Origin of the sequence: Roseicyclus salinarum (genome assembly GCF_029624655.1) — a bacterium.
In the GTDB taxonomy this organism is placed as follows: domain Bacteria; phylum Pseudomonadota; class Alphaproteobacteria; order Rhodobacterales; family Rhodobacteraceae; genus Roseibacterium; species Roseibacterium salinarum.
Genome location: NZ_JARRSA010000028.1, coordinates 36,021 through 49,529, shown reverse-complemented (window position 1 = coordinate 49,529; position 13,509 = coordinate 36,021). Strand labels below are relative to the sequence as shown.

Annotated in this window: 12 protein-coding genes and 1 tRNA gene; 3 read left to right on the top strand and 10 right to left on the bottom strand. The window is 70.5% G+C overall.

The window, feature by feature from the left end; genetic code table 11:
- Positions 1-46: 46 nt before the first annotated feature.
- Positions 47-1,351, bottom strand: a complete 1,305-nt coding sequence (locus tag P6F26_RS15885) for an enolase C-terminal domain-like protein (protein ID WP_278029680.1) — start codon at positions 1,349-1,351, stop codon at positions 47-49.
- Between the two features lie 159 nt (positions 1,352-1,510).
- On the opposite strand from P6F26_RS15885, the gene P6F26_RS15880 reads away from it, so the two are divergent.
- Positions 1,511-2,440 carry a sugar kinase gene (locus P6F26_RS15880; RefSeq protein WP_278029679.1) on the top strand — a complete coding sequence of 310 codons (930 nt, stop codon included), beginning with the start codon at positions 1,511-1,513 and terminating at the stop codon, positions 2,438-2,440.
- Here P6F26_RS15880 and fahA read toward each other — a convergent pair.
- The 6 genes from fahA to P6F26_RS15850 form a co-directional block, all read right to left on the bottom strand.
- Positions 2,437-3,708, bottom strand: a complete 1,272-nt coding sequence (gene fahA / locus P6F26_RS15875) for a fumarylacetoacetase (RefSeq protein ID WP_278029678.1) — start codon at positions 3,706-3,708, stop codon at positions 2,437-2,439. The two genes, P6F26_RS15880 and fahA, sit on opposite strands and share 4 nt — an antisense overlap.
- On the bottom strand, positions 3,705-4,664 hold the full coding sequence (locus P6F26_RS15870; protein WP_278029677.1) for a dimethyl sulfoxide reductase anchor subunit family protein: 960 nt from the start codon (positions 4,662-4,664) through the stop codon (positions 3,705-3,707). Before P6F26_RS15870 ends, fahA begins: the two co-directional genes overlap by 4 nt.
- A 33-nt stretch (positions 4,665-4,697) precedes the next feature.
- Positions 4,698-5,447, bottom strand: a complete 750-nt coding sequence (locus tag P6F26_RS15865) for a 4Fe-4S dicluster domain-containing protein (RefSeq protein ID WP_278029676.1) — start codon at positions 5,445-5,447, stop codon at positions 4,698-4,700.
- Positions 5,444-8,311, bottom strand: a complete 2,868-nt coding sequence (locus P6F26_RS15860; protein WP_430736758.1) for a molybdopterin oxidoreductase family protein — start codon at positions 8,309-8,311, stop codon at positions 5,444-5,446. Before P6F26_RS15860 ends, P6F26_RS15865 begins: the two co-directional genes overlap by 4 nt.
- Before the next feature lie 509 nt (positions 8,312-8,820).
- Positions 8,821-8,896, bottom strand: a tRNA-Ala gene (locus tag P6F26_RS15855).
- Between the two features lie 156 nt (positions 8,897-9,052).
- On the bottom strand, positions 9,053-9,391 hold the full coding sequence (locus tag P6F26_RS15850) for a TIGR02300 family protein (RefSeq protein ID WP_278029674.1): 339 nt from the start codon (positions 9,389-9,391) through the stop codon (positions 9,053-9,055).
- Positions 9,392-9,515: 124 nt separating this feature from the next.
- On the opposite strand from P6F26_RS15850, the gene P6F26_RS15845 reads away from it, so the two are divergent.
- Both P6F26_RS15845 and P6F26_RS15840 read left to right on the top strand, forming a co-directional pair.
- The gene (locus tag P6F26_RS15845; RefSeq protein ID WP_278029673.1) at positions 9,516-10,235 is read left to right on the top strand and encodes a M48 family metallopeptidase; all 720 of its coding nucleotides are present in this window, start codon (positions 9,516-9,518) and stop codon (positions 10,233-10,235) included.
- A 4-nt stretch (positions 10,236-10,239) separates the two neighbouring features.
- A complete protein-coding gene (locus P6F26_RS15840) occupies positions 10,240-10,893 on the top strand; it encodes a GntR family transcriptional regulator (RefSeq protein WP_278029672.1) in 654 nt (217 codons plus the stop codon).
- A 99-nt stretch (positions 10,894-10,992) separates the two neighbouring features.
- Here the strand turns inward: P6F26_RS15840 and lpdA are convergent, their stop codons facing one another.
- The 3 genes from lpdA to P6F26_RS15825 all read right to left on the bottom strand — a co-directional run bounded on the left by lpdA (position 10,993) and on the right by P6F26_RS15825 (position 13,508).
- On the bottom strand, positions 10,993-12,381 hold the full coding sequence (gene lpdA, locus P6F26_RS15835; RefSeq protein ID WP_278029671.1) for a dihydrolipoyl dehydrogenase: 1,389 nt from the start codon (positions 12,379-12,381) through the stop codon (positions 10,993-10,995).
- 291 nt (positions 12,382-12,672) lie between these two features.
- A complete protein-coding gene (locus P6F26_RS15830) occupies positions 12,673-13,059 on the bottom strand; it encodes a cupin domain-containing protein (RefSeq protein WP_278029670.1) in 387 nt (128 codons plus the stop codon).
- Between the two features lie 59 nt (positions 13,060-13,118).
- Positions 13,119-13,508, bottom strand: a complete 390-nt coding sequence (locus tag P6F26_RS15825; RefSeq protein WP_278029669.1) for an MAPEG family protein — start codon at positions 13,506-13,508, stop codon at positions 13,119-13,121.
- Between the last annotated feature and the right edge of the window lies 1 nt (position 13,509).

The window sequence follows — 13,509 nt, the reverse complement described above, 5'->3', positions numbered from 1 at the left end:
CACCGGTCGGCGCCGCAGGCGGCGAAACACGACCCCTTGGGCGCCCTCAACCGGCCGAGCCGCGCCACTCCGCGCCGTCCGGGAATTCATGCCGCGCAATGCTTTCGGGCTTCATCTCGACCGAGAAGCCGGGCCGCGCGGGGGGCAGGTAGCGCCCGTTCCGCGTCCGGACCGGATCCACGAAATGCTCGTGCAGGTGGTCGACGTATTCCAGCACCCGGTCCTCCAGGCTCGCAGACACGCAGACGTAATCGACGAAGCTCATGTGCTGGATCAGCTCGCACAGACCCACCCCGCCGGCATGGGGACAGACCGGCAGGCCGAACTTCTCGGCCAAAAGCATCACGCCGAGGATCTCGTTCGGCCCCGCGAGGCGGCAGCTGTCGACCTGGACGAAGCGGATCGCGCCGGCCTGCATCAGCTGCTTGAACATCACCGCGTTGTGGCAATGCTCGCCCGTCGCCACGCTGACCGGCGCGATCTCGCGCGCGATGCGGGCGTGGCCGAGGATGTCGTCGGGGCTCGTCGGCTCCTCGATCCACCAGGGGTCGTAGGCGGCGAGCCGCTTCATGTTGGCGATCGCCTCCTCCACGCCCCAGACCTGGTTTGCGTCCATCATCAGGAAGCGGTCGGGCCCGATCTCCTCGCGGATCAGGGCGGCGCGGCGCAGGTCGTCCTCGATGCTGGCGCCGACCTTCATCTTGAAATGCGTCCAGCCCTCCGCCAGCGCCTCGCGCATCAGCGCCCGGATCTTGTCGTCGGAATAGCCCAGCCACCCCGCCGAGGTCGTGTAGGCCGGATAGCCCTCGGCCTCCATCGCGGCGATGCGCGCGGCGCGGCCGGCCGCCTTGTTCTCCAGCCGCTCGCGCGCCTCGGCGGGGGGCAGCGCATCGGCGAGGTAGCGCCAGTCCACCAGCGCCACCTGTTCGTCCGGCGGCATCTCGCAGATCAGCCGCCAGACGGGCTTGCCCGCGCGCTTGCCGTACATGTCCCAGAGCGCGTTCATCACTGCTGCCGCCGCAAGGTGGATCACGCCCTTCTCGGGCCCGGTCCATCGCAGCTGGCTGTCGCCCGTCACCAGCCGCCACGCCGCGCCCATGTCCGCGAAAAGCCCGTCGACATCGCGGCCCTTCAGCAGGTCGCCCACCGCCTCGATCGCCGCGCAGCAGATCTCGTTGCCGCGCCCGATCGTGAAGGTCATGCCGTGCCCCTCGCTTCCGTCCGAGGCGCGCAGGATGACGTAGGCGGCCGAATAGTCCGGCGTCGGGTTCATGGCGTCCGACCCGTCGAGCAGGCGGCTCGTCGGGAAACGGACGTCATGTGTCGTCACTTCGATGATACGCGCGCTCACGGTCTGCCCTCCCCTCGCCGCCATTGGCATGCTAGCATGTTAGAAGGCCGGAACGCCTCCCGCAAGGCGCGATGATCGCCAGGGGTTTGCGCTGTTCCCGCTACCGGAATACGGTAGAAAGCCCCGAACGAAACGCCCCGGGACGAAAGGGAAACCGAGATGCTGCAGGGCCCGGTCGCGTCCATCGGCGAATGCATGATCGAGCTGTCCGACCTCGCCGCGGACGATGGCCGTATCCGCATGGGCTTCGCCGGGGACACCTTCAACACCGCCGTCTACCTCGCCCGCCTGGTGGCGCAGGACGGAACGGGCGTCTCCTACGTCACGGCGCTGGGGCAAGACGCCTTTTCGGACCGGATGATCGCCGCGATGCGCGACGAGGGGATCGGCACGGACCTCGTGGTGCGCCTGCCCGACCGGCTGCCGGGCATCTACGCCATCGAGGTCGACGACGCCGGCGAGCGCAGCTTCCGCTACTGGCGCGATGCGTCGGCGGCGCGCGCCCTGTTCTCGCCCGAGGGCCTGGGCGCGCAGGCGCTGGAGGGCTTCGGCCTCGTCTACCTGTCGGGCATCACGCTCGCCATCCTGCCCGAGGTCGACCGCGCCGGCCTTCTGGAGCGTCTGCGCATCCACCGCGACCGCGGCGGCGACGTGGCCTTCGACGGCAACTACAGGCCGCGGCTCTGGACCTCGCGCGACGAGGCGCGGCAATGGATGGCCGAGGCGCTTTCGGCCGCCTCGATCGCCCTGCCCTCGGTCGATGACGAGATGGCGCTTTTCGGCGACGCCGACGAGGCCGCGGTCCTGTCGCGCATCGCCGCCCATGGCCCCCGCGAGATCGTGCTGAAGCGGGCCGAGCGCGGGCCCGTCGTCGTGGCGGACGGCGCGCGCGCGGCGCCGGACTGCCCGAAGGCGCCGAAGATCCTGGACACGACCGCGGCGGGCGACGCGTTCAACGCGGGCTACCTCGCCGCCCGCCTCCGCGGCGCCCCGCCCGAGGCGGCCGCGCGCTCCGGCCACGCGCTCGCCGTGCAGGTCATCGGCCATCGCGGCGCGATCATGCCGCGCGACGTGCCCCTCGCGCGCTAGGCGCCGGGGGCGTCCGGCGCGGGCAGGATCGTGCCCTCGCAGGCGCCGAAGCCGATGCGGACGGCCCCCTCGCACCAGCCCCTGAGCGTCACGCTGTCGCCGTCGCGCAGGAAGGTCCGCGTGCCGCCGTCCACGTCCAGCGGGTCGCGCCCGTTCCACGTCAGTTCCAGAAGCGAGCCGCAGCTGTCCCGCGTCCCGCCCGAGATCGTGCCGGACCCCAGCAGATCGCCGGTCTCCATCGCGCAGCCCGACAGCGCATGATGCGCAAGCTGCTGCGCGGCGGAATAATAGAGCCAGCGCGCATTCGTGCGCAGAAGCCGGGTCGCGCGCCCGCCCGCCGGCGTCAGGTGCGCCTCGATCACGATGTCGAGGTTGTTGGGCGTGTCCTCGTGCAGGTAGGGCAGAAGCGGCCGCACCCGGTCCGGCGCTGGGCGGCGGAACGGCTCGAGCGCCGCGCGCGTGACGACCCACGGGCTGATCGTCGTGCCGAAGGCCTTGGACTGGAACGGGCCCAGCGGCTGGTATTCCCAGACCTGGATGTCGCGCGCCGACCAGTCGTTCAGAAGGACGTAGCCGAAGATTGCGTCGCGCGCCTCGGCGGTGGTGATCGGCCTGCCCATCGCCGTGCCCGTGCCGACGACCGCGCCCAGCTCCACCTCGAAGTCGAGCTTCGCGGAAGGCCCGAGGTGCGGCGCATCGTCGGCGGGCGCCTTCAGCTGCCCGATGGGCCGCGTGATCGGCGTGCCCGAAACCACGACGGTCGAGGCGCGCCCGTTGTAGCCGATGGGGATGTGAAGCCAGTTGGGCAACAGCGCGTTCTCCGGGTCGCGGAACATCGTGCCGACATTGGTGGCGTGCTCGCGCGAGGCATAGAAGTCGGTGAAGCCGCGGACCTCGAAGGGAAGGTGCATCGTCACGTCGCGCCGCGCCACGAGGGGCAGGTCGCGCGCGCCGCCGCGCGCGTCGAGCAGGGCCGCGATCGCGCGGCGCATCGCCGTCCACTCCGCCTGCGGGCGGCCCATCAGGGCGTTCAGGCTGCCGCCCGAGAACAGCGGCGCGCCGCCGCCCAGCCGTCCCTGCGCCTCGGCCGCCATCAGGTCGAGGATCATGTCCCCGATCGCCACGCCCACCCGCCGCGCGCCGCCCTCCTGCGAGAAGACGCCATAGGGCAGGTTCTGGATCGGGAAGTCGCACCCCTCCGCGTTGGCGCTTTCGACCCAGCTCCGGCGGGCCGGGTCGTGCGTCTCGTCGAGGTGGGGGGCGTTCATGCGCCCTCCTGCGGCTGTCCCGGCCCCGCCCCGTAGTACAGCATCGAGACGTGGCGCGCCTCGGCGAAGAACAGCCAGCGCTCGATCCAGACCCCGAGGCCGGCCGACACGACGGCGAGCGCCTGCAACGGCAGCGCCAGCGCCGGCAGGACGCTTGCCAGAACCAGGCCCGCCAGTGGCAGCGTCATCAGGAAGCTGATCGCCAGAAGCCGGAGCCTGCGGGCATGGCGGCGGGCGACGGCATAACCCATCTCGCGCATCACGAAGTTCGGCTGCGTGTGCGGCGGGTCGAGCGTGCGGATCTCCGAGGCGCCCGGCACGCCCAGCGCCTCGGCCATGCCGAAGGCGGCCGGCGCGGCGTCGATGCGCCGCCAGTAGAACCACTTCATGACCGCCGCCATCACCAGGGCGAACCCCGCCACCGCGGGCCACGGGCCCGCCTCGTTGCGGAAGACCGTGTCGCTCAGCACGAAAAGAAGCGCCCCGGTCGCCCCCGCCATCGCGAGATATCCGAAGGGCACCGCGCGGTCGCTCCAGGCCGGGATGGTCCTGAGCGAGCCGTAGATCATGCCGGTGCACCAGACCGTCGCGGCCGAGCCCGCGGCGAGCAGGGCCGCCGCAAGGCCCGCGCCCGGCAGTCCCCCCGGCAGGGCGAGCGCCAGAAAGACCGCGCCCGCCGGAAGATAGGTCGCCACCGCCGCCACCCCCTCGCGCGAAAGCCACGAGCTGCGCCACTGGCCGAGCGCGCGCCACGCCCGCTCGGGATGGCCGAGATGCAGGGTCGAGGACAGAAGGCCGAGCGTCACGAGCGCGCCACCCAGAAGCAGCGCGGCCACGGCGGGCAGGGACGGCCCCGCGACGCCCTCCACCGCAAGGCGGAGGCCAAGCCAGAACCACAGGCCGTAGCCCGCGCCGGAGGCCGTGGTGAAGAAGATGACGGAATAGGCTGGGTGCATCGGCCTCGGCCTTCGGGTCTGGGTTCCGGTTTCCTAGCTGCTCAGGCGCCTGTCGACCCATGCGAACAGACGCTCCATCCGGTCGCGCGGCGCGTCGGCGGCTCCGTCCGTCTCCCGGGTCTCGGGCATGGTCGGGGCCACGGCCGGCGCGCGCGGCGGCAGGTACTTGTTCACGGGCTTGTAGCCGGCCTCGGCCAGCAGGTCGAACCCGCCCCGTTCTCTCACCAGGGCCGAGACGCCGCTGGCCGGGTCGGCGAGGTCGCCGAAGGCGCGCGCGCCCGTCGGGCAGGCGCGCACGCAGGCGGGCACGCGGTCCTCCTCGTGCAGCGTCTCGTTGTAGATCCGGTCGACGCACAGCGTGCATTTCTTCATCACGCCGTCGTCCTGGCCGTATTCCCGCGCGCCGTAGGGGCAGGCCCAGGAACACAGCTTGCAGCCGATGCAGGTGTCGGGATTGACCAGGACGATGCCGTCCTCCGCCCGCTTGTAGCTGGCGCCGGTGGGGCACACCGTGACGCAGGCGGCGTCCTCGCAATGCAGGCACGAGCGCGGGAAATGCACCGTGCGCGGGCGGCCGTCGATCTTCATCTCGTAGCCGTGCACCCGGTTCAGCCATGCGCCGTCCGGGTCGGCGCCATAGGGGTCGCGGTCGCCCAGCGGCGCGGAATAGCCGCCGGTGTTCCATTCCTTGCAGCTCGTCACGCAGGCATGGCAGCCGACGCAGGTGTCGAGGTCGATCACGAGGCCAAGCTTCCTCGGCGTCTCTCCGGGCAGATCGGTCATTCGGCCGGCTCCTTGAACAGCGCGCCATAGGCGAGGCGTCGGGGGGCGCGCGGCAGGCCGCCGCGCCCGAGCGGCTCGAGCCGCGGCTCGCTGTCCGCGCGCGTCTCCACCTTTTCGATCGACACCCGCAGGTCGAACCAAGCCGCCTGCCCCGTGATCGGGTCCGAGTTGGAATGACGGTATCCGCCACCCCCCTTGGGCAGCAGCTCGGAGATCAGGTGGTTCAGAAGGAAGCCCCGCGTCGTCTCGGGCGCGTCCTCGTCGAGGGCCCAGGCACCCTTGCGCTTGCCGATGGCGTTCCACGTCCAGACCGTGTGCGGGTTCACGCCGTCCATCAGGCGGACCTGGCACGTCACCCGCCCCAGATGCGAGGCGATGGCGACCCAGTCGTCGTCACGGACCCCGATCCGCGCCCCGAGGTCGCGATGGATGTAAAGCCGGTTCTCCGCCGTGATCTGCCTCAGCCACGCGTTCTGCGATCCCCACGAGTGATACATGTGCATCGGCCGCTGGGTGATGGCGTGCAGGGGAAAGGCCGCGGCGTCGGTCATCTGCTCCTCGAAGGGCGGATACCAGAACGGCAGCGGATCGAAATGCGTCTCGATCCGCCCGCGCGCGTGGTCGGGCGGCTGGCGCTCGCCGTGGCCCCGCGCCGCGAGGCGGAAACGCTGCAGCGGCTCGCAGTAGAGCTGGAAGATCGTGGGCTCGGACGACAGGCGGATGCCCTTTTCGATGCCCCATTCGAGATAGCCGCGATTGGCGTGCTTGTAATAGGCGTGCTCGGGCACGAGGTGCTCGACGTGGAACGCCCCGTTCTCGATGTAGCGGCCGAGCTGGCCGGGGTTCGGCGCGCCGACGCCGCTTTGCGTCCCGTCCCCGCGCCAGCCCGCCAGCGGCCCGATGCCGGGCTTGCGCTCGTGGTTGACCATGTAGTCGGGATAGCCGCCGGGATAGACGGGCGAGCCGTCGTCGTGCGCGAAACCCGGCAGGCCCAGCCGCGCGCCAAGCTCGATCAGCACGTCCTGGAAGGGCCGCACGTCCCGGTCGGGCTTGACCACCGGCACCCGGATCGCGTCGGCGACCATCTCGGGCTCGGAGATCGGCCTGTCCAGAAGCGAGATGCAGTCCCACCGCTCCAGGTAGGTCGTGTCGGGCAGGATCAGGTCCGCATAGGGCACCGTCTCGGAATAGTAGGCGTCGGAATAGATGATCTTCGGGATGACGTAGGCGCCGTCCTCGTCCGTGGCCGTCAGCGCGTCGAGCGTGCCGCCCACGTTCATCGACGAGTTCCACGCCATGTTCGCCATGTACAGGAACAGGACCTCGATGCCGTAGGGATCGCGCCGCGCCGCGTTGCCGATGACCATGTGCATCAGCCCGTGCGCCGACAGCGGCGCATCCCACGAAAACGCCTTGTCGATGCGGCCGGGGGTGCCGTCGTCGTCGATCAGCAGGTGCTGCGGCCCGTGCGGAAATCCCAGGTGCGGGCCGCCCAGCGGCATCTCGGGCCGGATGTCCTGCGGCAGCCCGTGCGGCAGCAGGTTCGGCGGCGTCTGCTTGGGGTATGGCGGTTTGTAGCGGAAGCCGCCGGGGCAATCGATCGAGCCCAGCAGGATCTGCAGGACATGCAGCATCCGGCAGGTCTGGAACCCGTTGGAATGGGCCGAGATCCCCCGCATCGCGTGCATCGAGACGGGGCGGCCGATCATGTTGTCGTGCCGCCGCCCCCATGCGTCCGTCCAGGGCCGGTGAACGACGATCTCCTCCTGGAACGCCACATGCGCCATCTCGGCGGCGATGCGCCGGATCTGCTCGGCCGGAATGCCCGTGCGCTCGGCCACCGCCTCGGGCGCGTAGTCGTCGCCGAGGTAGCGCTCCGCCATCAGCTCGAAGACCGGGCGGGCACGGCGTCCGTCGTCAAGCGTCCGCGCGCCGGTCAGCGCGAGGCTGAGGTCGCCCGCCTTGCCGCTCACCAGCGCTTGCCTGTCGCACGAGTAGGCGAGCGGGTCGCCCTTGCCGTCGCGCGCGAAAAGGCCGTCCTCGGCGGTGCCCGGGGCGTCGATCACCAGCCAGGGCGCGTTGGTGTAGCGCACGAGGTAGTCGAGATCGATCGCCTGCGTCCGGAACAGCTCGTGGATCAGCGCGCCCACGAACAGGCCGTCCGTGCCGGGCCGCACCCCGACCCATTCGTCGGCCACGGCGTTGTAGCCCGTCCGCACCGGGTTGACCGACACGACCTTTGCGCCCCGCGCCTTCAACCTGCCGATGCCGATCTTGATCGGGTTCGAGGCATGGTCCTCGGCCACGCCGAACAGCATGAAGTACTTGGTGCGCTCCCAGTCGGGCTCGCCGAATTCCCAGAACGAACCGCCGAACGTGTAAAGCCCGCCCGCCGCCATGTTGACCGAGCAGAAGCCACCATGCGCCGCGAAGTTCGGCGTGCCGTATTTCATCGCCCAGAACCCCGTCAGGCTCTGGCTCTGGTCGCGCCCGGTGAAGAAGGCGAGGCGCTTCGGGTCGGTCGTGCGGACCGCGCCCATCCACTCGGTCGCCAGCCCGAGCGCCTCCTCCCAGGTGATCTCCTCGAATTCGCCCGAGCCGCGCGGACCGACGCGCTTCATCGGCGCCCGAAGCCGCGCGGGCGAGCAATGCTGCATGATGCCCGACGCGCCCTTGCCGCAGATCACGCCCTTGTTCACCGGATGGTCGCGATTGCCTTCGATGTAGCGCACGTCCGCGCGCCCGTCGGGACGATCGCGCAGATGCACGTCGATCCCGCAGCGGCAGGCGCACATGTAGCACGTCGTCTTGGCGACCCGGTCGCCCACGGGCGCGCTCAGGTCGATCTCAGGCTGCTTTGCCAAGGACATGCCCTCCCTCGTCCCGCTGCCACGGCCACGCTCGCACTGGTTCGCGGCGTCGGTCGCAGGTCAGGTTATCCGGGGACGACCGCCTGCGCGAGGGGCTATCGCACGGGCCCCGCGCAGGGCGGCGTCCGGGAACGTGGCGCAAGGCGGGGCCGGGCCGGGTGCCGTCCCCCTCGATTCCCCGGCCCGACGGCGCCGTGCCGCGCGGGACCCACGAACCCGGCGCGGCGCCCATGTTTGCGAACAGCCGGCATGACGTACGGATCCCGGGCGCGGCAGCCTCCCCGAAGCCCCCTCGCCAAGGCCCCGGCGAAAGGCATGGACCTGGGCCATCCGGAGGCGGGCGACGTCCTCGCCACGCCTGCGCCGCCGCTCCCTGAATCACCCCCCCCCCGCCGCACCTCGAGCGCCGGACAGCCAATTTCCGGCCCCGGGTTCGGGGTCCTGCGAAAGGACGAACGGCGTACGGCCGAAGACAGGGATTTTCAGACGATCTTGGAAGATTTTGGTGGAGCCAAGGGGGATCGAACCCCTGACCTCTTGCATGCCATGCAAGCGCTCTCCCAGCTGAGCTATGGCCCCATCCGCGCTGCCCTCGGCAGCGATCAGGTCTCTAAGGTCTGCCCCACGCGAGTGCAAGGGCAAAATCCCGGGGAATGCTCCGTCCCGGGGGTCGCGGCGCGGGCCTGAAGCGGCCCGCGCAAGCTCGTCGGGGGGAACTGGCGCGCCGTCGCGCGATCAGCTCTCCTCGTCCTCCGACGCGACGTCCGCGAGGTCGTCCAGCGCCACGGTGTCGCTGTCGTCGTCGTCGTCGTCGAGAACGTCATCCTCGAGATCCGAGTCGTCGTCGTCGAGGACGTCGTCGTCTTCCAGGACGATATCCTCGTCCTCGGTCTCCTTGGACTTCGCGCGCTTGCTCTCGGCCTTCTCGGAGACGAGGCTTCTGCTCGTCTTGCCGGTGTCCAGCTCGACCACTTCACCGGTATAGGGGCTCACGATCGGGCTGCGGCCCATGTCGTAGAAGCGCTTTCCGGTCGTGGGGCAGACGCGTTTGACGCCCCATTCCTCTTTGGGCATGACACCCCCTTCATTCATCGCTATCGAGAGAATTGCGGCCAATTGCCATACGGGCCACGGCCTGTCAAAGCCTTTCCCGCCGGGCGGCGACCCGGACGCTGCGGCCCGTTCACCGGAGTGGATATTGTCACCCAAACCCCCCAGTTCAACCCATGTGCTGCCCGGCGACCCGCCGGTCGAGGTCGTCCTGCGCCGCAACCGCCGCGCGAGGCGATTCTCGCTCAGGGTGTCGCGGGCGGACGGGCGCGTGTCCCTCAGCCTGCCGTTCTGGGCGCCCGAGGACGAGGCGCTGGCCTTCCTGCACGACCGCGCGGACTGGGTGCGCCGCCATCTCGACCGCGCGCCGCCGCGGCTTCAGGCCCGGATCGGGGCCGAAGTGCCGGTCTGCGGCGTGCCGCGCCCGGTGGTGGCGGGGGAGGGGCGCGCGGCGCGCTTCGTGGACGGGCGCATCGCCGTGCCGCCCGGCCCCCGCGAGGGGCCTCGCCTCAAGGCGCTCCTGACCGCGCTCGCGCGCGAACGCCTGGCGCGCGCGGTGTCGGTCCATGCCGGGGCCATCGGCCGCAGCGCGGGCCGGCTCACGCTGCGCGATCCGCGCTCGCGCTGGGGCAGCTGCTCGGCGCGCGGCGACCTGATGTTCTCGTGGCGCCTGATCATGGCGCCCGCCCCCGTGCTCGACTACGTCGCGGCCCACGAGGTCGCCCACCTCGCCGAGATGAACCACGGCCCCGGCTTCTGGAAGCTCTGCCGCGCGCTCTGCCCCGAGACGGACACGCACCGGACCTGGCTTCGCGCGCATGGCAACGACCTGCTGGCGTGGCGCTTCGACGGCGAAGCCGAGGGGTGACGCAATGCTGATGAACCCCCGCCCGACCGAGACCGGCGCCGCCGTCGCCCATGACCGCGTCTACCGCGCGCTGCGCAGCCGGATCATGCACGGCGAGGTCAATCCCGGCGAGGCGATGACGCTGCGGGGCCTCGGGCGCGAGTTCGGCGTCTCGATGACCCCGGCCCGCGAGGCGGTGCGCCGGCTCGTGTCAGAGGGCGCGCTGTTCCTCTCGGCCTCGGGCCGGGTCTCGACGCCCGAGCTGTCGAACGAACGCATCGAGGAACTTGCCGCGATCCGCGCGCTGCTGGAACCCGAACTCGCCTCGCGCGCGCTGCCCCGCGCCCATCCCGCCCTGATCGAGCGGATGGAGGCGATCAATGCCGCGATCGCGCAGGCCGTCGCCCGCCGCGACGCCGTCGGCTACATTCGCACCAACCTCGAGTTCCACCGCACGCTCTACCTGCGCGCGCAGGCGCCCGCGATGCTGGCCCTCGCCGAAACCGTCTGGCTGCAACTCGGCCCGACGATGCGCGCGCTCTACGGGCGCCTGAACCGCACCGAGCCACCGCATCACCACCGCCTGATCCTCGCCGCGCTGAACGCCGGCGACGAGCCCGGACTGCGCCTCGCCACCCGCGCCGACGTCACGCAGGGGCTCAGGCTTCTTGCGGGCTGAGCCCGGCCTCGCCCTTCATCTTTCCCGAAATACGCAAGCCGTGGCGCGCGCCGTGCGGGGCTCGATGCCCCGCGCGGCGCTCTGCCGCGCCGCGCCGCGTCAGCTGTGGATCGGACCGTCGCCGCAGGCCAGCGCGGCCTCGCGCACGGCCTCCGAATAGGTCGGGTGCGCGTGGCAGGTCAGCGCGATGTCCTGCGCCGCCGCGCCGAATTCCATCGCGACGCAGATCTCGTGGATCAGGTCGCCCGCCATCGGCCCGATGATGTGCGCGCCGAGGATGCGGTCGGTCTCCTTGTCGGCGAGGATCTTCACGAAGCCGTCGCCCGCGAAGTTCGCCTTCGCCCGCCCGTTGCCCATGAAGCTGAACTTGCCGACCTTGTAGGCGCGGCCCTCGGACTTCAACATCTCCTCGGTCGCGCCGACGGCCGAGACCTCGGGGTGGGTGTAGATCACGCTGGGGATCACGCCGTAGTTCACATGGCCGTGCCTGCCCGCGATGACCTCGGCGACGGCCATGCCCTCGTCCTCGGCCTTGTGGGCCAGCATCGGGCCCGCGATGCAGTCGCCGATGGCGTATATGCCCGGCACGTTGGTCGCCCAGTGCCCGTCCGTCTCGACCTGCCCGCGCGCGTTCACCTTCACGCCCAGCGCGTCGAGGTCGATCCCGTCGGTATAGGCCCGCCGCCCCGTCGAGACCAGGACCACGTCCGCTTCCAGCGTGTGGTCGCTGTCGTCCTTCTTTAGCTTGTAGTTGACCTTGGCCTTGGTCTTGGTGGCCTCCACGCCCTGCACGGCCGCCCCCATGGTGAAGCTCAGGCCCTGCTTCTCCAGAAGCCGCTTGAAGGTCTTGGACACCTCGGCATCCATGCCCGGCGTGATCATGTCGAGGTATTCCACGACCTGCACCTCGGCGCCGAGCCGCGCATAGACCGACCCGAGCTCGAGGCCGATCACGCCCGCGCCGATCACGACCATCTTCTTGGGGATCTTGCCCAGCGACAGCGCGCCTTCGGAGGTCACGACGACCTTCTCGTCGATCTCGATGCCGGGCAGCGCCGAGGGCTCCGAGCCGCTGGCGATAACGATGGACTTCGCTTCGTGGACATCGTCGCCGACCTTGACCTTGCCGGGCTCGGGCACCGACCCCCAGCCCTTCAACCAGTCGATCTTGTTCTTCTTGAACAGGAACTCGATGCCCTTGGTATTCTGGCCGATCACGTCGTCCTTGTAGGCTTGCATCTGCTTCCAGTCGACGGTCGGCGCCTTGCCCTTCAGGCCCATCTTCTCGAAGTTGTGCTCGGCCTCGTGCAGCTGGTGCGAGGCGTGCAGAAGCGCCTTCGACGGGATGCACCCGATGTTCAGGCAGGTGCCGCCAAGCGTCTCGCGCCCCTCGACGCAGGCCGTCTTGAGGCCCAGCTGCGCGCAGCGGATGGCGCAGACGTATCCGCCGGGGCCGGAGCCGATTACGATGACGTCATAGCTGGACATGGGTCCTCCTCGGGTCGTCTCTGTGCCGGCTGTCATTCACCGCGACCTTGTATGCAGCGGCATACGACATGCAAGCGCTCACAGCCGGTATGGCCCATCCGGCGGTGCTTTTTGAGCGCGCGTCGTGTCGCAGGCACGCACAAAACGGTGTCGCAGGCACGCGAACAACGGTGTCGCAGGCACGCCAGGAACGGTGTCGCAGGCACGCGGGGGCGGTGTCGGAGGCATGTGTCGCAGGCACGCGACGAAGGGCGTCGCAATCCCCCCGAGGCGCGCGCGACGGCAGACGCCTCAATCCTCGGCCCAGTCATACCTCACGTCGGCGAAGCGGTCGCCGGGGAAGGTCCACAGGATCTGCAACCCCTCTTCGCCGGCGAGCCATCCGTGGGTCAGGCCCTCGGGGATGAAGAACATCTCGCCCGCGTCCGCCACGATGTCCTGCCCCGCCAGCGTAAGCCGCCCGCCGCCCGACAGGACGTAGGCTGTCTCGGGCCGGTCGTGGCGGTGCCGCGCCTCGCTCTCGCCCGGCGCGATCTCGGCGACCCCCTGCACCAGCTTCGAGGACGGCCCGCCGTCGGCGCTGACGAGCAGGCGGAACGCCGCCCTGCCGCGGCGCGGGTCGTCCCATGTGCGAAGCTCGGTGTCGCCGGGCCGGATGTGGATGGGTGGCTGGGCCATGACGCTGTCCTTCCTGCGCGTGGGTGGCGCAAGGGAAACGCGCGGCATCGCCCGCGGGTTCAGACCAGCGCGGCCAGAAGCATGACCAGCGTGGCGCCCCAGCCCAGGCCCCAGACGAGGCTTCGCCACGGCACGAGGCCGAACAGGTAGGCGGGAACGTAGAGGACCCGCGCGATCAGGTAGATCCACGCGGCGGTGGCGGTGACGTCGCTGGACTGGCCCGTGACCGCAATGACGACGGCGGCGATCCCGAACAGGATCAGCCCCTCGAAATGGTTGTTCATCGCCCGCTGCAGGCGGCCGGCCCTGCCCGTCAGCTCGACCTTCCGGTCGCGCGGGCTCAAGGCCGCCCTGGTCCCCGCCTGCGCGTTCCCGGCCACGGAATAAAGCGCCATCTGCACGCATTGCAGAAGGGCGGCGAGGATGAGGACGGTGAGTTCGGGGGTCATT